Source organism: Faecalicatena orotica, assembly GCF_003149245.1.
GTDB lineage: Bacteria > Bacillota > Clostridia > Lachnospirales > Lachnospiraceae > Faecalicatena_A > Faecalicatena_A orotica.
Genome location: NZ_QGDL01000001.1, coordinates 279,544 through 305,482 on the forward strand (window position 1 = coordinate 279,544; position 25,939 = coordinate 305,482).

Sequence of the window (25,939 nt, forward strand, 5' to 3'; positions counted from 1 at the left end):
ATGAATTGGATGACACGCAGCCGGAACAGCTGTTTTCATTATTACAGGACTTGCTCATTGTCATCAGACTTACTCAACAATCTGGGGCTTACGGTATAAGTCCAGCTTTACTTTTGTCCCCTTACCCACTTCAGATTCTACCGTCAGGCCGTGGTTTAATTTTGTGCAGATGGATTTGCACAGATACAGCCCTATTCCTGTAGACTTCTTGTCCTTCCTGCCATTATATCCGGTGAAGCCCTTCTCAAAAATCCTCGGGAGGTCTTCTGCCTGAATCCCAATTCCCGTATCTTCGATTATTAATACACCTTCCTTCAAGGGATCCATATAGATGGAGATAGATCCCTTATTCGTATACTTCAGGGCATTGGAAAGCAGCTGTTCCAGTACAAAAAGCATCCACTTTTCATCGGTAAGCACCCTGCCTTCGCATTCCCTGTAGTCCAGACGGATTCTTTGCAGGATGAAAAGCTGGGAATACTTTCTTACGGCCTGACGGACAATCTGGTCTGTCTCATACCAGTTCAGTGACAAATCTGATGACATATCCTCCATACGCAGATAAGACATGACCATCTCAACATACTGCTCAGTCTTAAACAGCTCCATTTTCATGGAAGGGATAAATTCGGTCTGCTGCTCTTCCATCTCCTCTTCTTCAAAGGATTGTAAGAGCAGGCGCATCGCTGAGATTGGTGTCTTTATCTGGTGGGCCCATAAACTGTAATAATCCAGCATTTCCTGCCTGCTGATCCGACCGTTCGTCTCAATATCCGTTTTACACTGGAACAACTGCCGTATTTTTTCCTGATATAACTCCTCTGCCATATCACAGCAGCCCGGAAGTTCTCTCAATTCATCAGGCAGGGCCTCGAGTGCTTCCCTGACCCGGGATGTGTGCCGGCAGTATCTGACAAATCCTGCGATACATGCAGCGGCATATATGACGGCTGACAGCAGTATTGCATATCCAAGTGCATCACTACTTATATTATGCAGATAAAGAATAAATGTAAAGATAAACAATATCAACAAATATACAACGAACAGGCCGCTTCTTGTTCTTAAATAAGAGATCAATTTTTTCATTCGATCAGGTACCCGATTCCTTTCTTTGTCACGATAAAGTTCTCCACGCCGATTCCCTCCAATTTTCTCCTCAGTCTGGTGATATTTACCGTCAGCGTATTGTCATCAATGAACTCGTCACTCTCCCAGAGCCTTTCCATGATTCTTTCGCGCTTCACAATCTTTCCCGCATTTTCCATCAAAATCTGGAGAATCTTAAAATCATTCTTTGTCAGGTCCAGTTTCTGATCCTGATATATTACGGTGGCATCGTTCAGGTTCAAAATAACGCCCTGATATTCCAGTACGCTCAGTTGTCCCTGAAATGAGTACGTACGTCGAAGCAGTGCCTGAATCTTCGCAGTCAGGACATTTAAATCGAAAGGTTTCTCGATAAAATCGTCCCCGCCCATATTCATCGCCATGACGATGTTCATATTGTCATTCGCCGAAGACACAAAAATGATCGGCACCTTAGATATCGTTCTGATCTGGCTGCACCAGTGGAACCCATTATAAAAGGGAAGAAGAATATCCATTAGGACAAGGTGGGGCCCGAATGAAATAAATTCCTCCTGTACATTCTTGAAATCTGTGACACAGTGTACTTCATAATCCCATCTTGTCAGATGCGACTGGATCGTCTTTGCAATTGTCAGGTCGTCTTCTACGATCAGTATTTTATACATCGATGCTCTCTCCTTATCTTCTAATACGGCCGGCACTCCCGGGGCCCTGTGCCGTTCACCCAAGGTTCCCGGCACGTTCTGAACTGTAACCATTATACTCTGCCTTGCACCCTGCTAACAAGTTCTAAAGAAGATCTTTCGAAATTCTTTAGATTATATATGTTGACAATATATATTATATTTCATATAATATGTGTATAAAATATATATACAAAAATAAAACATATACAGAAAGGACTGATAACATGACCTTTACGCTGAATACACCGATGTTCGATTTTGTCGTCCTGTCGGTCATTGCAAACGGTGATGCCTATGGCTACCAGATCAGCCAGATCATCAAAAAAGCAGCAAACACGAAGGATTCCACACTCTACCCTATCTTGAAACGGTTACAGGATAACCGGTATGTGGAGACTTATGACCAGCAGTTCCAGGGACGCAACCGGAAGTACTATTCCATCACGGATACGGGCCGGGAGCACCATCAGGAATTATTAAAGGAATGGGACACTTATAAAACAACGATCGATGAGATTGTTAAGGGAGGGATTTCATAATGAACAAAACAGAATACATGAAGACGCTTGCCCACAGTCTGCGGCGCCTGCCAAAAGAAGACTATGATAAAGCAATTGATTATTTTGAAGAATACTTTGCGGATGCAGGGCCGGAAAATGAACAGCAGGCCATCGAGGATTTAGGCTCCCCTGCAGACGCAGCGAATGAACTGATTATTAACCTGGCCGTTAAAAATGCACAGGAACCCCCGAAAACAGTAAAACACGGACTGTCCGCCATCTGGATCGGCATACTTGGTGTATGTGCCGCCCCAATCGCACTGCCGTTAGCCTTTTGCCTTCTGGCAGTCATCATCTGTATGATTATGGTAGCGCTACTTTTTATCTTATGTTTATTCCTTGCGGCTGTTGCCGTGGCTGCCAGTGGAATCGTCGGTGTATTCGGCGGGGCAGTCCTTCTGTTCTCAACATTTGCCGATGGACTTGCAACAGTCGGTATGGGCCTGTTTGCATTAGGCGCCGGACTTCTGCTTGTTTACGGGGCCGTAATCTTCTGCCGCTGGTTTTTAAAGAGGGCATCCAGATCACTTGCCAATATTTCAAAGGGAGGAAAAAAGAATGAAAACAATCACTAAAAGAATTCTCACTGTTTCTGCCGGACTTATGGCAGGAGGTGCCATCCTTGGCGGAATCGGTTTTTTCATGGGAGGCAGACCCGGTGTGGCTATTAACAAATACGGGATCAATTCCTCTCATACCAAATCAGAGGCGGTAGTGTTAGAAAAAACTAAATTAGATTCCTTCTCTGATGCTACATTTACAGTTGACTCTTATACCGATATCAATGTGATGGCATCAGAAGACGGAAATTATTATCTGGAATACAAATTAGACAAAGGCGACGGTAATCCTGAATACGATGTCAGCAACGGACAATTTACTATGCAGCAGACAGACTTTTACGTAGGTTTTATCAATATTGGATTTGGCACAGATGCCCTTGTACCTAACACATATATTAATCTGTATGTACCGGAGGACAAGGAACTTGGCACACTGAACATAAACAATGACTCCGGTGATTTATCTCTGGACCATGTCCAGTTCAAAGACGCCAATATTGAAGCCGACTACGGAGACATCACGGTAAAGGACAGCAAGTTTGACTCCATGACACTCACATTGGAAAATTGTTCTTTTGACCTTGCCGACAGCGAAATCGGACAGTTTTATCTCCATAATGAATACGATGATAATACATTCACGAACTTCACATGCAAAACTGCAACTATAGAACTTGATTCTGGCGACCTTTACATGGATGCGGCTAAATTGGAATCCTTGAACTGTGATTCCGAATATGGGAATATCACACTGCTTCTCCCCGAAAAACTGGAGAAATACACGTTTGATGTCAGTACGGAATATGGTTCCATCAGACTGCCGGGTGATGCCCCGAGGGGACATTATTCAGACAGGGATGAAAGCGAAGAATATTATCAGACCGACGGAAACGGGAAGAATCTGATAACCATTCAGGCTGATTCCGGAGACATTGAGATAAAAGAACGATAAAAATCACATATATTAAGAAAAACTAAGAAGTGCAGAACCCCTGCACTTCTCTTTTTTTAATGACTAATTCCTTATAACTTCTTCGCCCATTCGCTTTCTTTAAAACCGGTCAGGACTGTGTCTTTTGTAACGATAATCGGACGCTTTACCAGCATCCCGTCTGTGGAGAGGAGCTCGAGCTGCTCTTCCTCACTCATCTGCGGGAGTTTATCCTTCAGTTTTAATTCTTTGTAGAGGTTCCCGCTCGTATTGAAGAACCGCTTCAACGGCAGGCCACTTTTGTGGTACCATTCGGTCAGTTCTTCTTTTCTTGGATTTTCTGTCTTAATATCCCTCTCCTCATAAGAGATTCCCTGTGCATCCAGCCATTTTCTGGCCTTCTGGCAGGTGGTACATTTTGGATAACATACAAATAACATATTTGTGCCTCACTTTCGTCATGATTTGTCTGTCTTTATTTGCCCGTCTTTACTGGAATGTAGAGACAGACACAGGCGCCCCTGTCTTCGTCGGAATTGGATAAAACAAGACTGCCGCCCTGTTGTTTTGCGAAGGACTGCACCGTAAACAGGCCTATGCCGTAGTGATACTCAGAATTCCGGCTCTTATCCCCCTGATAGAACTGCTCTGCTGCGTGCCGGAGGTCTTCTTCCGTAAAGCCGGGACCACTGTCCTCTATCCGTAAGCACAGCCAGTCCCCTTCTTCTTTTATACGAATCCATATCATTCCGCCCTCAGGCGTATATTCTACTGCATTATTCAAAAGGTTTTCCCATGCACGGCCCAGAAACTGCCTGTCACTAATAATATAGTCCGACTGAAGTGAAATTACAACCTCCAGACTCTGTTTTTTTGCATCCGTAAGCATTTTCGCAGACTCCCGGAAGGATTCCGCCATATTCCGGATCTCGATCTTTTCCTCCTTCGGCTGGAAGTCACCCTCTGATTTCAGCATTTCCTGAAGCGTCAGGACATACTGCTCAATCCGGTCTGTCTCCTGAAGAATGTAAGCCTGGTACTCCCGGCTTTCTTCCCGTGATTCTGCCTCATCCAGCAGCTGTGTGCTGCCGCGTATCACGGTCAGCGGAGTCTTGATGTCATGCACCAGTGCCCTGACCTGCTGCCGCCTGTTCTCCTCCAGTTTCCACTGTTGTTTCAGTGATATTTCCAGCGCGTCCTTCATCTGAATAAGAGAGTCCATCACCTCGTCAATCTCACGAATCCTTGTATCAGGCTTTCTAAAATCCAAGTCCTTAAGCTGTACTTTTTCCGTCACCTGTTTGACCGACTCCAGCTCCTCCCGGAATATCCTGCCGAATCTCCTGACAAGTATGACACATTCGATCAGAAACGCAGACAAAAATAGCAGCAGGAGGCTTTCCGTGGCTCCCGGCAGATATTTCCTCAGCACCGGGTCCGTAAACTCTGCCTTGATATAGTATACGGCGATACAGATTTCATTTTCGCGCGGGAATACCTTGAAATATTCACCTCCATAGCTGCTGCCGCCCTGCTCATATCTCTGCCAGACACCTGTCCTCGCTTTTTCCGCCAGATTTCCGTAAAGAAATGTTCCATCCTCACTATAGACCCCGAAACGGCAGGTGTCGGGTATCATATCCTCCGTTACCCTCCCGGCTTCCTGAATGACCGTGCGGTTCTCCTCAAGCACAGTCTCCCCGTAATTGGCTGGCAGCAGCATCCCCGTGCTAGTTGCAATAAGAAATAACAGAACCGCCAGAAGGAGCAGTCCGCCCGTCACAGCACAGAACCAGAGCAGGAACCTCCAAAACACAGACTGTACTGACACTTTTCGTTTTACTTCCATTTATACCCTATCCCCCATACCGTTTCGATCGGTTCTATCCCTGCCTTTGAAAACTTCGCCCGGATATTCTTCACATGTTCTGTGATCGCAGACACGTCACTCTCCCGGTCATAGCCAAACACCCGTTCAAAAATCTGCTCCTTTGAGAAAACATGTCCGTGGTTCACAGCCAAAAACTCACTGATCTCATACTCACTTTTTGTCAATGGGATGCGCATGCCGTCCGTTTCCGCCTGCTTTCCTGCCAGGTCAAAGCGCACCCCCGCTATCATGACCGCATGCTTTTTTTCCCGGTTTTCCCTCCTTAAATGTGCCTGGACACGGGCCCTTAATTCGCCGATACCAAAGGGTTTTGTAATATAATCATCGCCGCCGGACCCGAGACCGTACATAATGCTCGTTTCATCCGTCCTGGCCGTCAGAAATAAGATCGGGCAGTCCACTTTGCTCCTGATATTCCGGCAGAATGTGATTCCATCCGTCCCCGGCATCATCACATCCAGTATGATCAGGTCATACTGGTTGAGATATTCTTCCTTTACCTCATCAGCATTCTGACAAACCGTCACCCTGTGCCCTTCCTTCTCTAGTGCACGCCTTATTAATGTAAGAATTGCCGGTTCGTCATCCACCGCTAGAATTCTGGCCATGATTTTTCTCCCTCCTTATTTCAATCCCTAATCTTCCATTCTCCTGCCTTCGTAATTGTGAAACCACATAAACAGCAGTCCTGCCCCGGCCAGAGTCATCAAAAGCATTACAATACCGCCCGTTTCAATCTGAGTCCGGAGGAATTCCTTATTTATATCTGCATTTGCCGTCATCTGCACATAATAGCCTGTAAAACGGCCTGCCCAGGCACAGGGCAGGAACTGCCAGATGCCGTCCCCCAGACCGGTCATCATAAGGGCCGCCACCAGACTCTCCACGACTCCCGCACCAATCGATATCCCTCGTGAAAAACGGATTCCGAGAAAAAGGTGAAAGCAATAGCAGAACATCTGGCAGACCCATGTGATTAAAATCAAAATGGGATAAAATTTCCCCGGTACCTTTACATCTGTCATCAGTGAAAATCCTGCTCCAAAACCTCCGACCGCAAGGAGCAGGGCAGCCAGATTCCATAACATGAGCAGACAGATTTTTATCGCAAGATTTGACTCCCTGTGCCTGCCGGTCCCGAAAAGATTCTGGAAATGCCCTGCCTGCTTTTCCTGCTCCGCCGCAAGTGCACTTACAAAACTTACGAGTACCGGACATACAATTGAGACAATCTCTATATAGCCGGATATTTTTCCCCACGCACTCCACATGGAGAAGCTGTAATACCAGAGAAATACGGCGATTCCAAGAACCGGCATCAAAATATGCAGCCAGAGGATCCATGTCCTGCGCATTTTCAGCATCTCAGCGCCGAGCAGATGAAGGAATGTGACATGTTTTCTTCCATTTTCTAATCTTCCCATCCCCGCAGCCCCTTTCTTTGATACAGATTCGCAGTCACCAAAAAACAGATGAAAAATAACACACCTGAAATCAAAACTCCAACTGGTATGGTCCATAAGTCCAAAACCTCCGGAGAAAACGTCTGGCTCCCCGGCTGCGCAGGAAGTCCGTTTGGCAGTATCCTAAGGACGGGGCACATCAGGCGGCTGATATAAGAAAATGGATTCAGAAACCACCATTTTGACAGTGCTCCCAAGATCCCCAGACCAATATTCCCTGCCAGTCCGAGCAGAAGCCCTGCCGCATATCCACACGTGCGGCTCATAAACAGCCAGAGTGGAACCTGCCATGCACTTAAGGCCAGCCACAGACATACCGCTGCAAGACCTGCCATACCAGAAATACTCCTGAGAGCTCCCTTTGCCAGAATCCTGCTGACGATTTCCTGCGTGCAGTACAAAAACAGTGCCGCATACAGAAGTGTTTTTAAACTGTAGATTACTTTTGCGGCCCAGAGCTTTTTCATATCAAGAGGAAGTGTTCCCATGATCCTGTTTTTTACTCTTTTTTCCCGCTGTTCCGTGAATGCCGTGCTAAGCAGAAGCAGCACGGGAAAGAATGTGGTATACCACCAGTTATACTGATTTGTCTGATAATAAACTGCATCCTGACCTGAAAATAGGAACGAAATCAACAGACTGACGAGAGGCACGGCCCAGAATAATTTTGCCGACACCGTGTGTCTGTTCTTCAGCCCTTCTGCTTTGATATATGCCTGCATCATGCCGCCCTCCCCCTGTTCTTTCTCACAACTTCGGTAAACAAGACTTCCAAATCTTTTCCCTGCTTCATCCCGCCCTGGTATCCGAGCACACCGTCCGAAATGATTCCCACATAATCCGCCACCTGCTCAACCTCGCTTAAAATATGGCTTGAGACGATGACCGTAATTCCTTCATGGGCAAATCCACGGATCAGTTCTCTCAACTCCTGTATACCGAAAGGATCCAGCCCGTTCGTCGGCTCGTCAAGGATCAGCAGGGACGGGTGATTCAGAAGTGCAGCCGCAATTCCCAGCCTCTGCTTCATCCCCATCGAAAACTGACCGGCCCGTTTCTTCCCAGTATTTTTTAGGTCCACAATTTCTAGTACCTCCTGAATACGCCTCTTCGGAAGTCCCAGCAGAAGCGTCCGTACCTCCAGATTTTCCTCCGCCGTCAGATTTTCATAGAGAGGGGGCTGTTCGATCAGAACACCCGTTTCCTTAAGACTGTCCCTGGTCCATCGCTTTCCCCGAAAATAAATCTCCCCTTCATCCGGCCGCATCATTCCCGAAAACATCTTCATAAGCGTCGATTTCCCGGCCCCGTTTGGACCAAGCAGGCCGTATACACAGCCCTGTGGCACCTTCAGGGATATCCCCTTTAATACCTTCTGCCGGGCAAAACTCTTGCTGATTCCATTCGTCTCTAATATAAATTCACTCATATCAGTGTCCTCCTAATTACATTCTGTATTTGATAAAATAATCATACAAAAAGAATATAAGGAATTTATAAGGGTGGGGATTTTCTTTCAATTGGAGGGACGCCCGCCAGACCCCGCAGCAGGATGCCCGCAGGGCGGCTGCGCTGTTGTAAAGCAGAACGCTTTGATAAGCAGCAGTAAGAGGATACGCGCAGAGCCGGACGGAACCAGCCGCCATTCGCCGCTTAATCTGGTGATTAGGCGGCTCAGACGGCTTTAAAAATTGCTTCGGAAGCAATTTTTATCCGTTCGGCTCTGCGTGTATCCTCTAACTGCTGCTAATCTCGCTCGATGCATTTGCAACAGCGCAGCCGCCCTGCGGGCATCCTGCTGTGGGGTCTGGCAGGCTAGTTCATCCGATTGGAAGAAAGTATGGTCCCCGTGGAACGAATTCCAGAAATATAAAGTTCTACGTCTCTTGTTTGGAATATAGAGGGACGGTAAAAATTTCTCCACATCTGGGGCATATGGCTTGTATGACGGGGGGATCAATATCATTGATGCGGTTATACATATCCTGGAGATATGCAAAGTCTGCGGTGTATAGTCTTTCGATCAGGTTTGCATTTATTACTTCGATTCCTTCCAGTTCTGTAACTACTTTGGACAAAAGCACAATCGTGAAATACTCCTGATTGCTTAGGACGCGGGGATCTCTCATTGCCGAGATTTCATCACCTGCTGTTGCAAGGCGCATTTCACCTTTTATATGGAGACCGCCGTTTTCATCAAGATATCCTCTTGGTAATTTAAATTCGTAAACTGTTGTCATTTATTCAACACTCCTTTTCTCTGACCGGTATGTTTTTTCTTTATGAACTGCACTCTATGGTATGTTGTGTGATACGGAAAATTACAAATTCTGCGGGTCTGGACGGGGCGATTCCAATATTCATTATTAATCTGCCGTTTTTGATATCATCCGGTGACATGGTTGCCGGACCGATCTCTATAAAGTAGCTCTCACTTGGTGATGCTCCTGCAAACATGCCGTTACGGAACAAAGTATTCAGAAAACTGTCAATCGAAAGGCGAACTCGGTTCCAAAGGTTAGCATCATTCGGTTCAAATGCCACCCATCCAGTATTTGCCTTAATGCTTTCCTCCACGTAAATAAACAAACGTCTGATATTGACGTATTTAAAGGTTGTATTTGCACTCGCCGTCCTTGCTCCCCAGATGCGGATCCCCTGTCCCGGCAGCGCACGGATCAGGTTGATTCCTTTCGGATTCAGGATATCCTGCTCCCCCTTGTTAAAATTAATATTCAGGCCGGTGCATGCTATCGTCTCATTTGCCGGGGCCTTATGTACGCCCCTGCACATATCGGTACGGGAATAGACTCCCATAACGGCCCCTGACGGAGGAAAATATCCCGGTTTCTTATTGGCGCGGTCAAGATTCTGTATCCAGGGATGATATATTGCTGCGTAAGTGCTGTCTATCATCTCTCTGAACTCAATCAGTTTTCTAACATCAGAGATATCCCTCGGCATATCGAGGACTGCAAACCTGCTCTGTATGCTCTCACAGTGGGCAACCAGAGAATTGATTACCTCTGGGATATTGACACCCGGAACCGCTATAATACTCACTGTATTATTCTCAAGAAATGCCTGGATTCCGGTTCTTTTTCCCGGCCCTTCATCTGTACCAGTAAAAGTGGATGCTGTAATATTCTCTTTTGTACCGTCAGCGCCGCCCTCCAGCCGGATTGAACAATTTCCCTCTCCTAAAAGAGCCTCCACCGGATTCCCCGGCAATGGTATATCTTCCCCCTCATTTGGGCCTTTGTACTGTAACTTTACCAAACGGCTGTCCTGCAGTCTGCGGCCTATATAATTAGCCGATTCTGGGTGAAGATTTAATTCCGCGAACTCTTCTACTTCATCATCATACATTACCCGGATGGTAAGTCCTTTCTTACTATCTTCTACAAAATGTAATTCGACCCGATTCCCCCAGTTCCCCTCATTGGCCGCCGTTACGGAAAGCTGACCATTATCATATGAGGCTGGCCTCGCATCAGACGGCAGTACACGTGCAACATAGCAGCGGCTTCCACCGTTTTGAAAAAACTGTTCTACTGCGCCTGCCAGATAACGGTATTCTCCAAATGCAGCTTCATTTAAGTAACCTCCGAATTTACGTGTGAATTCCGGATAAGTCAGAATCAGAATCGGAGCTCCCGCAGCGGTCCCCCTCTCTGCCAGACCTACAAATCCGGCCACACTTGTTGCTACGCCCTCCATTGAATGCGGCAAATTTTCATATTCCTCCACATATACTCCCGGCGATAAATATTCTGCCATTTCTTTTCTCCTTTCCTGCTGCAGGCACTTTGAAGCAGGCCCGACCCACGCTTTTTGTACCTTCCAATTGTATCTGTATCTATCTTATCATAAATCAGGAGGATTTCACTGATATTATTTTGTTTGTCCTAAATCTCTTAAATCTGCCACAAGAAGGCTTCCACAAAAAAACTTGCAAAATAATGTATGAAAATAGATACTTAACTTGCGTATTCCTGTTTTTATGGTAAAATATTCACGTAATAAGATTTCACACCCTGTGCACCGGCAGTACAAATACCGCCCTGACTGTCCCGACCATCCGGCAGCCACTGCACAGTAAGCATAAGAATAGCAAGGAGGAACGCATATGTACTATTTTAGAAAAGTAACAGATGATTTATATTGGGTTGGTGGCAATGACAGGCGTCTGGAGTTATTTGAGAATCTTTTTCCAATTCCAAACGGTGTATCATACAATTCTTACCTGCTGATGGATGAAAAGACCGTGCTTTTTGATACCGTGGATACATCTATCGGAAGACAGTTTCTGGAGAATATCGAGGCTGTACTGGACGGCAGGTCACTTGATTACCTGGTAATCAACCACATGGAACCGGATCACTGCTCTCTCATTGATGAGCTTGTGATACGCCACCCGGATATGAAGATCATCGGCAATGCCAAGACATTCCCTATGATCGGCCAGTTTTATGATCTGGATCTGGAAGGGAAGACGGTCACGGTCAAGGAGGGGGAGACCTTCTCCAGTGGAAAGCATACTCTGCACTTCGTGATGGCCCCTATGGTACACTGGCCGGAAGTCATGATGACTTACGACGAGACTGACAAAGTACTCTTCTCCGCCGATGCATTCGGAACCTTTGGTGCAATGAACGGGACAATCTTCAATGATGAGATTGATTTTGACCGCGACTGGCTGGATGATGCCCGCCGTTATTACACCAATATCGTTGGAAAGTACGGCGTACAGGTACAAAATGTCCTGAAAAAAGCATCTGCTCTCGATATACAGTACATTTGCCCTCTGCACGGTCCTGTCTGGAGAAGCAATCTTGCCTACCTGCTTGAAAAATACAATACATGGAGCACCTACAAACCGGAAATGCAGGGCGTTATGATCGCCTATGCATCCATGTACGGCAATACAGAGAATGCGGTAAATGTTCTGGCTGTCAAGCTTGCTGACGCAGGTGTCAAAGAGATTAAAATGCACGATATTTCCAGAACACATGTATCTCAGCTGATCTCCGATAGTTTCAAATACAGCCATCTGGTACTTGCGGCTCCAACATATAACGGCGGCATTTATCCGGTCATGGCGAATTATCTCGACGATATGAAGGCACTGAGTGTACAGGGACGTACAGTTGCAGTGCTCGGCAATGGAAGCTGGGCCCCGATGTCTGCGAAGCAGATGGAGGCTAAGATCAGCGAGATGAAGAACATGACTCTTTTGACCGATAATTTTGCAGTAAAGTCCGCACTGAAGGGTACACAGATGTCAGAGCTCGATGCTCTGGTGGAAAAACTGGTGGAGAGTATACTGTAATTCTAGAAAAGAAAAGTAAAGAAGATAATAAAAAGTCTGGCCTCCAAAACTGCCAGACTTTTTATATACTTCGTCAACTATTGATATTGTTTTTGCTTCGAATTATATAGCAAAACGCTCACTCCTGCTTTTTTCTCCTGTCAAACCACACCAGTCCCAGAAACAGCAGAACCCCAGCTATGGTAAGCAGAATTCCCGTTTTTACCCCCGGCACATGGTATTTCAGTTCGATTTCATTCGCCCCTTCTGTTACCGGTACCGCCATCAGGGCATTGGCCGCTTGTTTTATTTCGACCTCTTCCCCGTTTACACGGGCAGTCCACCCGTCATCGTACGGGATTGTCAGAAGCATGATGCCGGCCTCATCTGCGGTATAGTTTCCTTTTACATGGCCGTCATCGAAAATCTCTGTCGTCATTTCTTTACTCTTTAATTCACGTATCACATCCTCAAACAAGGACTGATCCAGATGATAGAAATAAGAGGTCGCATCCTGCTCTGTCCCGCTGTAACGATCCAGTGTAATTGTATGTTCCTCATTCCCATTTCCTGCATTAAATATCTTGTAACTAAGCCATGTAGAATAATCGCAGCGGTACTCCCCGTCAATAGAGAGTGCCAGATCCTGCATCTCTGTGTCAATATATCCATACAGAAGATCCCCTGTCCCGGCCGATGGGATATGGAAATTCAGAGACTGGTCTGTCAGGCTGGCCTCCGGCTCTATTTTCTTATAGAGATCCACTTTTCTTCCGAGAATATTGGAAAACAATTCGTTCTGGTATATAAACGGATCTTCCGATTCCACCTTGTCATACACGGACCCGGCCGCCAGCATTCCTGCCCCCAGCACATACGGGTTCCGGTATACCGCTTTCTGATTTGCCTCCGGAATAGAGGATACTTTTTCATAACCCGCCACGTTCTCCGCAGACAGCAGGTATTTTACACCGAACAATGAATCGGCAGGCAGCACGGATTCTGACACAATACTCAGGTCCCGTTCTGTCGAGTATCCGATATCCAGAAGCATATCACCGACCGCTGAATCATAGGTAGAAGAATAATGATTCAGTCCCCGGTATCCATAAACCATTGCCTCATTCAAATATGCAGAGCAGCGGTTTGGCTCAAGATAACGCTTCTGAAGTGTATCCATCCTGTAAAAGACGGAATCTTCGCTCTCCTGTACTGAGCGTATCTGTGCCTCTGACTGGTTTACATAGTCCTGATACGCCTCATTCTCCGGATTCCACTGATAGTTGATTTGGAAGGTAATTGCACCGTTGATTACAAATTCCACGGCTAAAACAACCGGTAACAGGTACCTGACCCACTTCTGGTATGCAGCCAGAAGGAAAAGCAGGCAGTATATTGCCAGAAAAACAAATGTAACTTTCAGATATCCCTGTCCATACACATTGTAGAAATAAAATCCGATAAAAAGCAGAAGCAATCCCCCATAAATCGCGGACATCTTCTTCATCTCCTGCCCTTCCGCAAATTCAGCTGCACCTCTGGCAGCCAGATATATCAGAAGGAATACGGCAACGAAGCTGAACCTGTAGCGATAGCTCCCTGCATACCGGAAACCGCTCCACACACATTCTAACGGGATAAACCAACAGCTCACCAGCATGAAAATCACTGCAATACCTGATAACAGTTTTTCCTTACCGGGTATCCTGCCCGATATAAAATAGTACAGAACCAGTCCCAATGCAGGCAGGCCGCAATACAAGGAAACGGTCGGCACGACACTGCCCAGTGCAAAGCCTCTGAATATGTCTAAAAAGGATCCATTGACAGCCGGTGCAAAGATTGACAGACTGAACACTTCTTTCCCATTCTGCAGCCCTTTTACGATCGGATAGAAAATAAAACAGCTCCCCAGAACACCACTCAGCATTACAAGGCCGGCCCGTACGGTATCTGCAATAACCTTTTTCCATTCGCCTTTCTCTCCCGATTCCGGCATGGACAAGATTCTCTCATAGAGGAAATAGCATCCTGCAAAAATCCCCGTCATATAGCCTGTATACCAGTTGATCGCAATGCTGAGCAGGACTGTGATAAAAAGGCCCGTCTTTTTCTTATCCGTAACAAACCGGTATACATTCCATAAAAGAAGTGGCAGTAAGATCACTCCGTCGAGCCACATAATATTGGAAGACTGTATCATGACATACTGCATCAGCCCATAGGACACAGACAAGAGTATCCGAATCCTTAAGGACAGCACCGGGAAACGTCTTGACAGGAAGAAGTCCATCGTAATTCCGGCAAGTCCGAGTTTCACCGTGTTCAGAATAAACAGGAAAAGGGGAATCAAAGCTTTCGGGAAGAAAACAACAAACAAATTGAGTGGGCAGCCCAGATAATACCCGAAAAGCGCCATAAGAGAGCCACCCATTGATTTTGAAAAGGAATAACCGAGATGTGCCTTCCCAAGAAGGACGTCCTGATAAAATGCAAAATAATCGACATATTGAATGTCCTGATCCCACAACATATTAGATTTCGTCCCAAAAGGATAGATGCCGCTCACTGCATGTATGATCATAAACAAGCCCGTGATGCATATAAAGATAATTCCCATCACTGCAAGATTCTTTTTTCTGTTTTCATGTAGTTCCCTATTCTTCAACATGGATGATTAAACTCCTATTCCTTTTTATATCTTTCTCTCCACACAGGAAAAACTCTGTATAATGAAATACGGCTGAGGAAAACCCAGCCGCATTTCTTTCAATTCCTACTGGAACTGACTCTGTCCGGGATAGTTTACTGCTATATAGCTTTTCCCGCGGTTTACTTTTATTTCATTCCCATTCATATCCACAAGGTGCAAATCGGACCTTTCATTATTAGCATCCTTGTACCAGTGTATTTTCTGGACAGCCCCGTTTGATACATAGTATCCGGTATAATTATTTCCGCCATTCCAGTTCAGCTGCTTATGTCCGATATCGTCTCTCACAGAAATATCTGTCTCCAGTACGAACACATTTGTGAATGCCAGCTGTGTCTGGGTGCTTTCGTCCATCTGGGGATTGCCGTTGATCTGTTTCAGATACGTCTTAGATACCTCATCATATGTCAGTGTTGCTGATGCCGCTCCGAAATCAATGCTGACTGTCTTACAGTCAGAACCTTCCGGCTTAAGCTGTTCATTTACCCCGTTGAAATTGAATGCAGTACCCTTCTTATCGTCTGCCAGATCTGTTCTTCTTCCCTCGGACTGTACCACTTCTGCAAACCTTGTACCGTCAAAATATCCGGTGTGCTCCAGAGAATAGCCCTTATTCAGCCTGTCCTGATCACGCCCAAACAATCCCCCTGCATTATTAATCCCGTCATACTGGTCCAGATTCAATGCCTCCAGATAGTCAGCAATGCTGTCATCAATTCCCCAGTTTACATAGAATGCGTCATAAGTTTCTGAAAACGCCGGGAAATAATAGCGGCAGCTTCTGATCGCACAAATCTTCGGAACGGTTGTATAGTCCCCGTAGACTGCCATTAAACGTGTCACATCACCTTCTACCGGAATCTCATAGATAATGTCAGCCTTTCCGGTTCCATACTGCGGGAGCGCGTCCTGCACATTGTTAACCATGACTGCTACGGGTCTTTTGCCGATTGCCCCATCAGTCAGGTCGCCAAGCCCTGTCAGAAGATTCTGATTCGCTGGTGCTTCTTCCGGCTCTTTAGTCTCAACCGGTTCTGTTTTCTTCGATTCTTCTGTTTTTTCTTTCTTCGTTTCTTCTTTTGGCGCTTCTGTTTTTTTCTTACATCCTGCCATACTGAAAATCATCAGCATAACCAGAAGGACAACGCCTGCTCTTTTTAACCTCTTCATATTCATACCCCCTTGGTAAAATATTGAAATATTTCTAATTAAGTATGCTGCCTCTTACATTTTAGCAGATACACCATGAAATGCAACCCGTTAATCTTCTATTGCTTCCTCCAGATTGCTCTCCCTGCATAAATATATCGGCCTGTTCTTCGTTTCCAGATAGGTCTTGGACAAATACATACCCAGAATCCCCATACAGAGCAACTGGATTCCTCCCAGCAACAGGATAATGCAGGTCATGGACGGCCATCCTGCCACTGGATCCCCAAAGCAGAGTGTCTTTACCAGTATAATAACCATGAACAGAAACGCCACTGCACAAAACACGATGCCAAGTACTGATGCCATCGCAAGAGGTGCCGTGGAAAATCCGATGATCCCCTCCATACTGTAACGGAAAAGCTTGAAAAAGGACCATTTCGTCTCTCCCGCCCTGCGCTCTACATTCTCGAACTCAATCCATTTCGTTTTATATCCGACCCAGCCGAAAATGCCTTTTGAAAAGCGGTTATATTCACTCATTTCAAGAATCGCATTCTTAAACTTCCGGTTCATCAGACGGTAATCCCTCGCCCCATCCATGATCTCCGCAGAAGAAATCTTATTCATCAGTCCATAGAACCTGCGTGCAAAGAACGACCTTATCGGCGGTTCTCCCTTTCTCGTTACCCTGCGGGTGGCAGCTGAATCATACCCTTCCTCTGTCACCGCCTTCAGCATCTCCGGCAAAAGCGACGGGGGATCCTGAAGATCTGCATCCATCAACGCAACATAGTCGCCGTCAGAATTTTTCAGGCCGGCATAGATAGCAGCCTCCTTCCCAAAATTTCTGGAAAAAGAAAGATATTTCACCCTCTCATCTTTCTTCGCCAGATCTTTCACGATTTTCAATGTATTGTCCTTCGAACCGTCATCTATAAAAAGAACTTCCATTTCATATGTTTCAAGCTGGGTACATATCTTCTGAAACTCCTCGTAGAAATACGGGAGCACTTCCTCTTCATTATAGCAGGGAACAATCAACGTTACTTTTTCTCTCTTCATCTCACTCTTCCTTAGTCTGTAAATAAAGTTTCTCTATCTCTTCTTTAAACAGGGCTATTTTCTTTTCAAGACAGCCCTGACTCCCATATCTGCAATCTCCGTGACAAGCGGTTCCTTCATAGCCAGCAGCAGACCGCCGTAACTCCCGAAAAATAAGAATGCAGCAATCAGCATGGTTACGAACGGTCCCAGATCCGTGGAAGTCTTAAGCAGTACAGACAGGATACTCGCAGCAGCCAGCGCGAAAGCTACCTTTCCAACCCTGACATCTGTCAGCAGTCCCTTAAGCATATCTTTCAGGTACACACACTGAATTATAAGTACCACAAGCTCTGCCATAACCGTTGCAAACGCCGCCCCCGCAGATGCAAAGTGGGGAATTAGGAAAAGATTCAGCACAAAATCCACAACTGCCCCTGCCACGACAGATATCAGCACCTTATCCTCCCTGCCCATCGGCGTCAGAATCTGGATTCCTGTAATATTAGACAACCCGATCAGCAGTACAGTAAGCATCAGCAGCTGCATGGGAAACGTGGCTGGCAAAAATGGTTCTTTCGACAGGATCAGTATCGATTCCCTCGCAAAAATTATAAAGAACACCATGAGTGCACTTCCGGCAGTCACGACAAATCTAACCGCTTTCACGACCGTTTTCCGGAATGCTTCCATCTCCCCCTTTTCGATATAGAAAGATAATCTTGGCAGAAGCACCGTTCCTAAAGAGGTTACCACATTTACCAGAACGGTTTTTACCTTAATGGCTGCATTATAGTATCCGACATCCGTATCTGTCTTCATAAAGCCAAGCATTACCATGTCCAGATTCAAATAAATACTCGCTGCCGCGGACATAAAGAAAAAAGTCAGTATCGGCCTGATATGGCGTTTGAAATCATAGCTCGCCGTCTTCTTTAGGGAAACAAACTTCTTCATGTTAATAAAATTCAAAATACCGGAGCCATAACTCGCAAAGGCACTGACTGCACCGTATATAATATAATCTTTCGGTGAATGCACAAAAGCAAACATCAGGACGAGGCCCACTACCTTAAATCCAAGCGCACAGAACGTAATGTAAGAATACTGTTCAAGGGCGCTGTAAAGCCATTGAATCCCCATTGTATTTAACACAATGGAAAAGCTGACAACAGTCAGCAGGATTCTCTGCTCATTGAATTTCGGGATCACGGCAAGACTCAGGAAAAATGCCACATAAATCGCCGCTGTCGTAATCCCATTGATAATCAGCAGTTCTTGTACCGTAGCCGAAAGCTTCTCCCTGTCGTCCCTGACCTTTGCACACGCACGAATCCCATACGTAGGCACCCCCAGAGATGCAAACATTGTAAAGTATGAGACAACAGAAATCGCAAAAGCTACTTTACCGCTCCCGTCAACCAACAGTACCCTGGAAATATACGGGAATGTAATGAGAGGAAAAATGATTGCCGAAACTGTCAGCAGGGCATTCATAATAAAGTTAAACTTTATGGAATGTATCTTCATGTCTAGTCTTCTCCTATGCGGTTGCGTTTCTTACAGAATCTCGCAACCCAGGTATATCCTTTGAAATGCAGTCTTCTAAACATCCGCAGACTGCCGCTTTCCATTCCCGCCCTCTCATAAATATCTGCACTCTTATTCTTGAGTTCTCTATCAAAAGTGATAAACTTTTTCCGGATCTCCATATCATCCTCCGGAAAACTCATAAATATTGTGATCTGATCGCCGATCATCTGTGCAGTCCTTTTTCCGATATACTCAACTTTCTCAGGTGAACAACTCTGTTTCATGCTCTCATAAAATTCTGTCAGATGCATGATCACATCGATATGGTTCTGCATATGCCGCTGATACCCCTGAATACTGACGCTCTGCGTCATGACGGCAAGCCGGTACATGTATACGGTCAGGTCCAGATATTGCACGGTCTTTACATAAGGCACTGGGAACAGGATATACTCCACATCCACATAGAAGCAATGTTCATCCAAACGGATATGATTCTCTTTTAATACCGAAGTCCTGATAACGAGTGCGTGCATGCTCATCTGTCTGATTTTACATGCTTCTTCAAAATCCCAGACCTCTCTTCCTGCAAATTCTCTGAACTCTACTGGTGTCAGTTCACCTGTCGTATCGTTCACCTCGTTATAGTTCGTCACCACGTATTCCGCTGTGCATGACTTTAAAGCCTGTACCATCCTGACAAAATCTTCCGTATTTACCCAGTCATCTCCGTCAACAACCTTGAAATAGGCACCGCGCGCTTCCTCAATTCCGCGGTTAATGGTGGAACCATGTCCGCCGTTCTCCTTGGAGATTACGCGGAAAGTCTGTGGATATTTTTCCTCGTATTCCTTCCCGATCTGCGCGGTATTATCCTTTGATCCGTCATCCACGACCAGCACTTCAATATCCTCTAAAATCCTCTCATCTAGAAATGAATCCAGTGTCTGGTTCAGATACTTCTCCACGTTATAAGACGGGATCGTAACTGTTAATACTTTCTCCATAGTTTATCTCCTATTTTTTCCTTATCATACTAATCGTTCAGAATCAGAAACTACTGTCCTTTCATACGGTCTTTCGCTTTTCGCATACCGGAAAGCAGATTCATCACACGGTACATCCTCCGTTTCATAAAAAAGAGCAGAATCTTATCCTTTCCGGACAGCTCGCTGATATAAGGATTCTTCATGATATCCGGATATTTTGAGACTGCATATTTCCGAAATCTGTCCAGCCATATGCTCTTTGTATCTGCCAGAATAATCTCCTTTGACGGAATAAAATAACAGTGCTGGAAAACCAGATATTCCAGTTCTTTTTTAAATTCCTCTTCCAGATGCTGCCCGTTAAAGTAATCCATCAGGAAATTCATCACATAGGTGCGGTCCTTATAGCTCCTTTCGAAGTTATTGCTCCGCATAATGGAACCCTGCCGCAGCATATAATAGTACTTGGGCGAATCTCCCACATACCCGATCTTTTGGGCTTTTATAATAAATCTCGGAGTTGTCGCCAGATCTTCATAGTGAAGCCCTTCCGGATACCGGATTCCCGATTCATCCCAGAATGCCTTGCTGTATAAGCAGCAGCATGCCGAAGGCGACTTGATCAAAAGTTCCGGATTCGATCTTGCATTCATACACTGATTCTGAGGAAAACCATAGTGGTACCGGTCTCTGCGCCCAGTATCCTCTTCGATGGATTCAAAATCAAAGAACACCATGTCCGCATGCAGTTCTTCTGCACAGAAGACAGCCTTTTCCACCATATCGGGTGATACCGTGTCGTCACCGTCTACAAAAAACAAATATTTCCCGTGAGCCTGCTCTGCCCCCTTGTTTCTTGCATCACTCAGGCCTCCATTTTCCTTATGCAGAACCTTCACTCTGGAATATTTTTCGGCATACTCATCACAGATTCCGGCGCTTTTATCCGTCCCGCCGTCATCTACCAGAATAATCTCTGTCTTCGCATAGTTCTGTGCAAGAAGGCTTTCCACGCATCCTTCTATATACTTTTCAATATTATAAACAGGAACAATTATACTGGCTAACTCCATCGCATACTCCTTATTGATATAATAAATATTTCTGCTGCTTTTTCAGCTGTTCCAGACTATAGTCAGATCCCTCGCCGATACGGACTGCTTCTCTGTCCTGTTCCTGCCTGTGAGACAGAATGAAGGAAGCCCACTCCTCCGGACTCTTTTTCAGGGATAAAAACCAGCAGTGACCAGTTATTTTTGCCTCATCTGTAATCGTATCACTCATCAGGCAGGGCAGTCCTGCACACTGAGCCTCCACACCGACAGTCGGAAGTCCCTCAAAATTAGAAGGGAGAACAAAAAAATCCATTCCCTGAAACAGCCTGTCAGCATCCTTTCGAAATCCCAGAAGCTTTACACTGTCTTCCAGCCCCTTTTCCCTTACAGTCTCTTTTACCTGCTCAAACCGGACCCCCGTGCCTACAAGCAGAAGTACAGCTTCGGGGCACCTTTTTTTCAGTGCTTCAAAAACGTCAATTAAAAAGAAGTGATTCTTCTGATAAACGAAGTTTCCCACATGGCCCACAACAAACTGGTCAGTTATCCTCAATTCACCGCGTATCTCTTCTCTTATTTCCACATTGTGTTGAAATCTCCCCGTATCCACTGCGTTAAAGATCACAGAAAAATCAGGGGACTCAACAATCTTTGCCGGGAACATCCACAACCCAGCCTTTTTAGAACATCCATAATAATCAGTGGCCGTCCTGTACAGGGTCAGCCGGCAAATATAATGGATAATATCAAATATTTTACGTTTCAACGCGCTTTCAATGTCGTTCCCACTTGAATGGCTGTGCAGAAGGATGCGATTCACACGCATCTTCTTCGCGGCCCATGCCGCCGCACAGTCAATCGCAGTGGATATGTTCAGATATACAATATCATATCTTCCCTGTTCTATAATCTTACAGACCTGTCTGTACTGTTTCACCGGATGCTTTAAACTGGCTATTGCAAAAATTCTTGATTTCCGCTCTCTTAGATAACTTTCCAATTCCGGGTCGATTTCATTCGTGAGAAAGTCAATTCCTACATCATCCCCCCGCACATTTTCAAGAAAGTTCAGAAGGTATTTATCAATTCCACCGCTCCTGCCATCCATGATAAAGCCTGCCAATACTCTTTTCATCACTGCTTCTCCATGTTTTCCTGTATCTGTACAAAACTGCCGCCTTCCTTAACTGTATAATGCATCAGATATCCCAGGAAGGTCCAAAGTGCAAAGCTTCCCGGTGAATTCGTATACAGTCCGTCTAATAAAAATAACATTGATATTGCCGCTATTATAACGCATGCACTCAGTACGGCAATATAGTTCCTGTCTTCCGCCTTAACAAAGCGCTGCCCGCGCCACCAGCGTATCAGTACCAGAATCATGAATGCAGCGTAAATTACAAATCCTACGATCCCCTGATAAGCAAGGATGTTCAGATAAGTATTGTGAAGGCTCACGTACTCACCCTGCGGATTATTAATCAGATAGCTGTCCGGCAGTCTGTCTTTCACAAATGGAAGAAACGAATTGTATCCAGTTCCCAGAACCGGCTTCGTCTTCCACACTTCCAGTCCCCCCGTCCAGAGTGCTATCCTGCCGCTGCTGAAATCATCCTTTACCCCCTGTTTCCTGCTCTTATCATGTCTGGTCTGCTGATCATTCAACGTTTGCTTTGGTTTCCCTGCCGCGTTCTTTTTCAATTTGATATCCATCTGCTTCTGCACCTGCGTGCTGACCTCTGACTTCAGGTAAGACGATCCCCCCAGAAATGCAGCCGCGAACACTGCCATCACAACAAGACTAATGCAGACCCCTTTAATTTTACTCTTTTTCATAACAGCCGAATAAATAAACCAGAACCCCACTGCCGCGATCAAACAAACTTCCGCTGTCCGGGAATCACTAAAGACCAAATAACCGCAGTTTAATACTATCATGATGATGTATAAGATTTTCTTTAAAAGCCCTTTCTTTTCCAGTAAAAAATATAGACACATCAAAATAGCAGCTGTGCTCAATACACCGCCGTAATTTGGATCTGTATAAACTCCCCAGAGACGCTCCCATCTGAATCCCGCAAACATGGTCTCACCATCTCCTGTAAACCATGCCTTGTAGTAAAGAGTCTTCATCATAATAAGTCCCGCTGCCGCGGAAAGCGCACCATATATCATGATAATATGGGCCACAACAGTAAATTCTTTTTTATATGCCTGCACAGACCTTGAACTATCACAGGCGTAAAGCAGGAAGAACAACATTCCCGTCCATATCAGCCACTTCAGATCCGACGCCGCCTGCCCGTAAGACCGGTTCACGATTATGGACAGAAGAAAACTAGCGCAGAATAAGCCCAGCACAATCCAGCCCGGTGTCTTTATATAGTCCCTGAAAAAAATCAGCCTTCCCAACAAAGTCAGCATTCCAAGAACCAGACAAAGCTTCACAAGCAATGGCTGTATCGGAGATGAATACAAAAATACATTAAAAGTAGCTAGTCCCAGTAGTAAATATGTGATTTTAAAGCTCCACTCCAGTATACGAACGTAATCCTTTTTAATAAGTCTCAATAATCCTTAAACCCCTTTTCTTTGCATCTGGATCATCCCATGAATCATCCTGCTAATTTTTATCCCCCTTGCTTTCTCTCTATGCTATCTTATACTTTTTTCATCCTAAAATCAAGTTTTTGTCAGGAATCCAGATTCGACCTGAATTTTCATTTTTCGTATTTTGTCATAAGATGCCCAGTGTATCTGCGATTTCCACGGCAATTTCATCAAGTTAATATTTTTTTATCATCTCCTCATGTCATTGCCGACCCCCGTCTTCCATCTTTTTGAGGTCAAAGACTTCATCCCCAACCAGCAGGTAGGCACACCAGTATCCTGGCTAAAATTTTACCAAATTTAACATTTCCTTTATAAATATCGACAAACATAAATAATTGAGGAATTCACAATGGCACGATATTGCATAACATTATACACTACCTTCTATTCACCTCATCTTTTTTTAGAACTTTAAATAAATCTTTTCTATACATACCCACATATATTCCAATCACTACTACTGACAGTAATAAACAGATAACATAATTATTTAGGAATACTAATCTCCAAGCCAAACTAAAACCTATAAATAATATTATACAAAAATAGAATTTACCTGAAATACTTACTAATTTCATTTTACTTAGTACAATAATAACTCCAGTAATAGCTGCTACATACCCTAAAAATGTTCCTATAGCAGCCCCTTCAATTCCAATTGCCGGAATAAGCAACGCATTGATAAGAACATTGGTTATTGCTCCAACTCCTAAAATAATAACGCTCGGCCATGTCTTTTTAACTACCAGAAACTGATTTACAACCACTTGATATAGCATTAGTAACAACGGCGATACAAATAAATAAGGCATAACAATATACCCTGCCAAATACGCCTCCGAAAACAAAAGTTTAAAAACAACTTTACTAAGGGATGCCATAAGCATTCCTGTGGAAAATGTAATTATTCCTAAATACTCAAAAATATTAGAGGTCATTTTAACCTGATCATTATCTTTCATGGTTGAAAATGCAAAAAATTGCCACCCCCCTGCAAATGCCGTATAAATGAGTTGACTAATCTGTCCAATCTTAGCGCCTACTGCATAAATACCATTCCATTCTGTACCAATCAATTTAGAAATCATCAATCTGTCTGATGAGTTAAATATCCAGTAAACTAGAAAATTTGGTACTAAAGGCAATGCAATTATCAACATATCTTTCAAATATCTTTTATTTATTTTAAAACTGAACCATTTTCGATTTAGAACAATAAAAATAATTTCTACAGATAATGCAGCCAGAATAGAAGCCAGTGGCAGAGCGATAATATAGTATCCCTTTAGTAATAATGGTATAGATATACTATAAGATATTACCGGACTTAAAAAATTCGTAATAAGATAAATTCTACGCTGATTCCGCATACGTGTCGGTGCTGAAACGATAGAATTAGTAGCACCAATAAGGATACTCATTGCAGAAAGACACAACAAATTCGCATATTTACGATTGCTAAAAAAAACAGCGGCCAGTGGCTTTCTCAATATTATCATGGCTATAAAAATAATTACTGAAGTAATAAATGTAAATGTCAATGCAGTTGAGCAGATTTCTTTTTTATACTCTTGACTGCTATTTTCAAAAAACATACGAAATAAAGCATCATACATCCCCATTATTGCAAGCGCTTGACCAAAAGAAACTACTACTGTGGATATATCATTTAACCCAAAATAAAAGGTATTAGGCATCATTCTGGTAACAATTGGTAGCATAATAAACGGAACGATTTTACTAATCATTCCGCCTAATCCATACACGAGAAAATTTTCTATAAAAAGTTTAAATCTATTCATTCTTATCTTCCGATCTCTTTTTCGACAGTTCTTCAAATTCATCCTTCAATAAAGCCAGCCAAATTAGATTTTCAAAATCACCCTTTTTGTTTTTAACATGATCCAGAAAAACACCTTCGTTTCTAAATCCTATTTTATTATAAAATTTCTGTGCTCGAATGTTACTACTTCTAACATACAAATATACCTTGTGCAAATTCAATTCATCAAAAGCCAATTTTAAAATCTCCATTGTTGCAAATTTTGCTGCTCCACCTCCTATTGCAGCTCTCTTTAAGACAATTGCATACTCTGCATTGCTATCTAAACTCGAAATATTTTTTAGGCTAATGGTCCCCAAATATTCATCACTATCTGTACAAACTGCACGATTTAATGTAATACTCTCGTCTTCATTTGATTTATTAATAAATTGGAGACAATCGTCTATTGTCATGTGCATAAAATCTGCAGCCATATGCACTACAACTTCCTGGTCATGCATCCATTCTAACATGCAAAAGGCATCTTTTTCCTTTAATCTTCTTAAATACATAATAATTTC

The 25,939-nt window shown here is 44.3% G+C and carries 25 protein-coding genes; 5 read left to right on the forward strand and 20 right to left on the reverse strand.

Annotated elements, in window-relative coordinates:
* Positions 1-69: 69 nt before the first annotated feature.
* Entirely contained in the window at positions 70-1,089 is a 1,020-nt protein-coding gene (locus A8806_RS01250) for a sensor histidine kinase (RefSeq protein ID WP_109729341.1), read from the reverse strand.
* The gene (locus tag A8806_RS01255; protein WP_109729830.1) at positions 1,086-1,757 is read right to left on the reverse strand and encodes a response regulator transcription factor; all 672 of its coding nucleotides are present in this window, start codon (positions 1,755-1,757) and stop codon (positions 1,086-1,088) included. The genes A8806_RS01250 and A8806_RS01255 overlap by 4 nt, the downstream gene beginning before the upstream one ends.
* A 245-nt stretch (positions 1,758-2,002) precedes the next feature.
* On the opposite strand from A8806_RS01255, the gene A8806_RS01260 reads away from it, so the two are divergent.
* From A8806_RS01260 to A8806_RS01270, 3 genes are read left to right on the forward strand one after another with little or no spacing between them, the layout of a single operon-like run.
* Positions 2,003-2,317 (forward strand): PadR family transcriptional regulator, encoded by a 315-nt coding sequence (locus A8806_RS01260; RefSeq protein ID WP_109729342.1) that lies wholly within the window; start codon positions 2,003-2,005, stop codon positions 2,315-2,317.
* Positions 2,317-2,913: a DUF1700 domain-containing protein gene (locus tag A8806_RS01265; protein ID WP_109729343.1), complete on the forward strand. Its 597-nt coding sequence runs from the start codon at positions 2,317-2,319 to the stop codon at positions 2,911-2,913. The genes A8806_RS01260 and A8806_RS01265 overlap by 1 nt, the downstream gene beginning before the upstream one ends.
* Entirely contained in the window at positions 2,897-3,853 is a 957-nt protein-coding gene (locus A8806_RS01270) for a DUF4097 family beta strand repeat-containing protein (RefSeq protein ID WP_109729344.1), read from the forward strand. Before A8806_RS01265 ends, A8806_RS01270 begins: the two co-directional genes overlap by 17 nt.
* A gap of 71 nt (positions 3,854-3,924) precedes the next feature.
* On the opposite strand, the gene A8806_RS01275 is transcribed toward A8806_RS01270, so the two are convergent.
* The 6 genes from A8806_RS01275 to A8806_RS01300 are packed head-to-tail and all read right to left on the reverse strand — an operon-like array spanning position 3,925 to position 8,615.
* Complete coding sequence (locus A8806_RS01275) at positions 3,925-4,272, reverse strand: arsenate reductase family protein (RefSeq protein ID WP_109729345.1); 348 nt, start codon at positions 4,270-4,272, stop codon at positions 3,925-3,927.
* A 35-nt stretch (positions 4,273-4,307) separates the two neighbouring features.
* On the reverse strand, positions 4,308-5,681 hold the full coding sequence (locus A8806_RS01280; protein WP_109729346.1) for a sensor histidine kinase: 1,374 nt from the start codon (positions 5,679-5,681) through the stop codon (positions 4,308-4,310).
* Positions 5,672-6,331, reverse strand: a complete 660-nt coding sequence (locus tag A8806_RS01285) for a response regulator transcription factor (protein WP_109729347.1) — start codon at positions 6,329-6,331, stop codon at positions 5,672-5,674. The genes A8806_RS01280 and A8806_RS01285 overlap by 10 nt, the downstream gene beginning before the upstream one ends.
* A 27-nt stretch (positions 6,332-6,358) precedes the next feature.
* Positions 6,359-7,147, reverse strand: a complete 789-nt coding sequence (locus tag A8806_RS01290; protein ID WP_181368538.1) for a lantibiotic immunity ABC transporter MutG family permease subunit — start codon at positions 7,145-7,147, stop codon at positions 6,359-6,361.
* Positions 7,135-7,911 (reverse strand): lantibiotic immunity ABC transporter MutE/EpiE family permease subunit, encoded by a 777-nt coding sequence (locus A8806_RS01295; protein WP_109729349.1) that lies wholly within the window; start codon positions 7,909-7,911, stop codon positions 7,135-7,137. The genes A8806_RS01290 and A8806_RS01295 overlap by 13 nt, the downstream gene beginning before the upstream one ends.
* Positions 7,908-8,615 carry a lantibiotic protection ABC transporter ATP-binding protein gene (locus tag A8806_RS01300; protein WP_109729350.1) on the reverse strand — a complete coding sequence of 236 codons (708 nt, stop codon included), beginning with the start codon at positions 8,613-8,615 and terminating at the stop codon, positions 7,908-7,910. The genes A8806_RS01295 and A8806_RS01300 overlap by 4 nt, the downstream gene beginning before the upstream one ends.
* Positions 8,616-8,688: 73 nt before the next feature.
* Here A8806_RS01300 and A8806_RS26045 point away from each other — a divergent pair, with 73 nt between their 5' ends.
* Entirely contained in the window at positions 8,689-8,874 is a 186-nt protein-coding gene (locus A8806_RS26045) for a hypothetical protein (protein WP_181368539.1), read from the forward strand.
* Between the two features lie 189 nt (positions 8,875-9,063).
* Here the strand turns inward: A8806_RS26045 and A8806_RS01305 are convergent, their stop codons facing one another.
* Together A8806_RS01305 and A8806_RS01310 are read right to left on the reverse strand one after the other, a co-directional pair.
* Positions 9,064-9,426, reverse strand: coding sequence for a hypothetical protein (locus A8806_RS01305; RefSeq protein ID WP_109729351.1), 363 nt, complete (start codon positions 9,424-9,426; stop codon positions 9,064-9,066).
* 40 nt (positions 9,427-9,466) lie between these two features.
* On the reverse strand, positions 9,467-10,966 hold the full coding sequence (locus A8806_RS01310) for a phage tail sheath family protein (protein ID WP_109729352.1): 1,500 nt from the start codon (positions 10,964-10,966) through the stop codon (positions 9,467-9,469).
* Positions 10,967-11,315: 349 nt separating this feature from the next.
* Here A8806_RS01310 and A8806_RS01315 point away from each other — a divergent pair, with 349 nt between their 5' ends.
* On the forward strand, positions 11,316-12,518 hold the full coding sequence (locus A8806_RS01315) for an FprA family A-type flavoprotein (protein WP_109729353.1): 1,203 nt from the start codon (positions 11,316-11,318) through the stop codon (positions 12,516-12,518).
* A gap of 118 nt (positions 12,519-12,636) precedes the next feature.
* On the opposite strand, the gene A8806_RS01320 is transcribed toward A8806_RS01315, so the two are convergent.
* The 10 genes from A8806_RS01320 to A8806_RS01365 form a co-directional block, all read right to left on the reverse strand.
* Positions 12,637-15,168: a YfhO family protein gene (locus tag A8806_RS01320; protein WP_109729354.1), complete on the reverse strand. Its 2,532-nt coding sequence runs from the start codon at positions 15,166-15,168 to the stop codon at positions 12,637-12,639.
* Between the two features lie 105 nt (positions 15,169-15,273).
* Positions 15,274-16,380 (reverse strand): DUF3048 domain-containing protein, encoded by a 1,107-nt coding sequence (locus tag A8806_RS01325; protein ID WP_109729355.1) that lies wholly within the window; start codon positions 16,378-16,380, stop codon positions 15,274-15,276.
* 90 nt (positions 16,381-16,470) lie between these two features.
* Positions 16,471-17,424, reverse strand: a complete 954-nt coding sequence (locus tag A8806_RS01330) for a glycosyltransferase family 2 protein (protein WP_109729356.1) — start codon at positions 17,422-17,424, stop codon at positions 16,471-16,473.
* Positions 17,425-17,478: 54 nt separating this feature from the next.
* Positions 17,479-18,933: a flippase gene (locus A8806_RS01335; protein WP_109729357.1), complete on the reverse strand. Its 1,455-nt coding sequence runs from the start codon at positions 18,931-18,933 to the stop codon at positions 17,479-17,481.
* 2 nt (positions 18,934-18,935) lie between these two features.
* Positions 18,936-19,943 (reverse strand): glycosyltransferase family 2 protein, encoded by a 1,008-nt coding sequence (locus A8806_RS01340; protein WP_109729358.1) that lies wholly within the window; start codon positions 19,941-19,943, stop codon positions 18,936-18,938.
* Positions 19,944-19,993: 50 nt separating this feature from the next.
* Entirely contained in the window at positions 19,994-20,998 is a 1,005-nt protein-coding gene (locus A8806_RS01345; protein ID WP_109729359.1) for a glycosyltransferase family 2 protein, read from the reverse strand.
* Between the two features lie 10 nt (positions 20,999-21,008).
* Positions 21,009-22,115, reverse strand: coding sequence for a glycosyltransferase (locus A8806_RS01350; RefSeq protein WP_109729360.1), 1,107 nt, complete (start codon positions 22,113-22,115; stop codon positions 21,009-21,011).
* On the reverse strand, positions 22,115-23,551 hold the full coding sequence (locus tag A8806_RS01355) for an O-antigen ligase family protein (protein ID WP_109729361.1): 1,437 nt from the start codon (positions 23,549-23,551) through the stop codon (positions 22,115-22,117). Before A8806_RS01355 ends, A8806_RS01350 begins: the two co-directional genes overlap by 1 nt.
* 419 nt (positions 23,552-23,970) lie before the next feature.
* Entirely contained in the window at positions 23,971-25,395 is a 1,425-nt protein-coding gene (locus A8806_RS01360) for a lipopolysaccharide biosynthesis protein (RefSeq protein ID WP_181368540.1), read from the reverse strand.
* Positions 25,388-25,930 (reverse strand): GNAT family N-acetyltransferase, encoded by a 543-nt coding sequence (locus tag A8806_RS01365; RefSeq protein ID WP_109729362.1) that lies wholly within the window; start codon positions 25,928-25,930, stop codon positions 25,388-25,390. Before A8806_RS01365 ends, A8806_RS01360 begins: the two co-directional genes overlap by 8 nt.
* Positions 25,931-25,939: the final 9 nt, after the last annotated feature.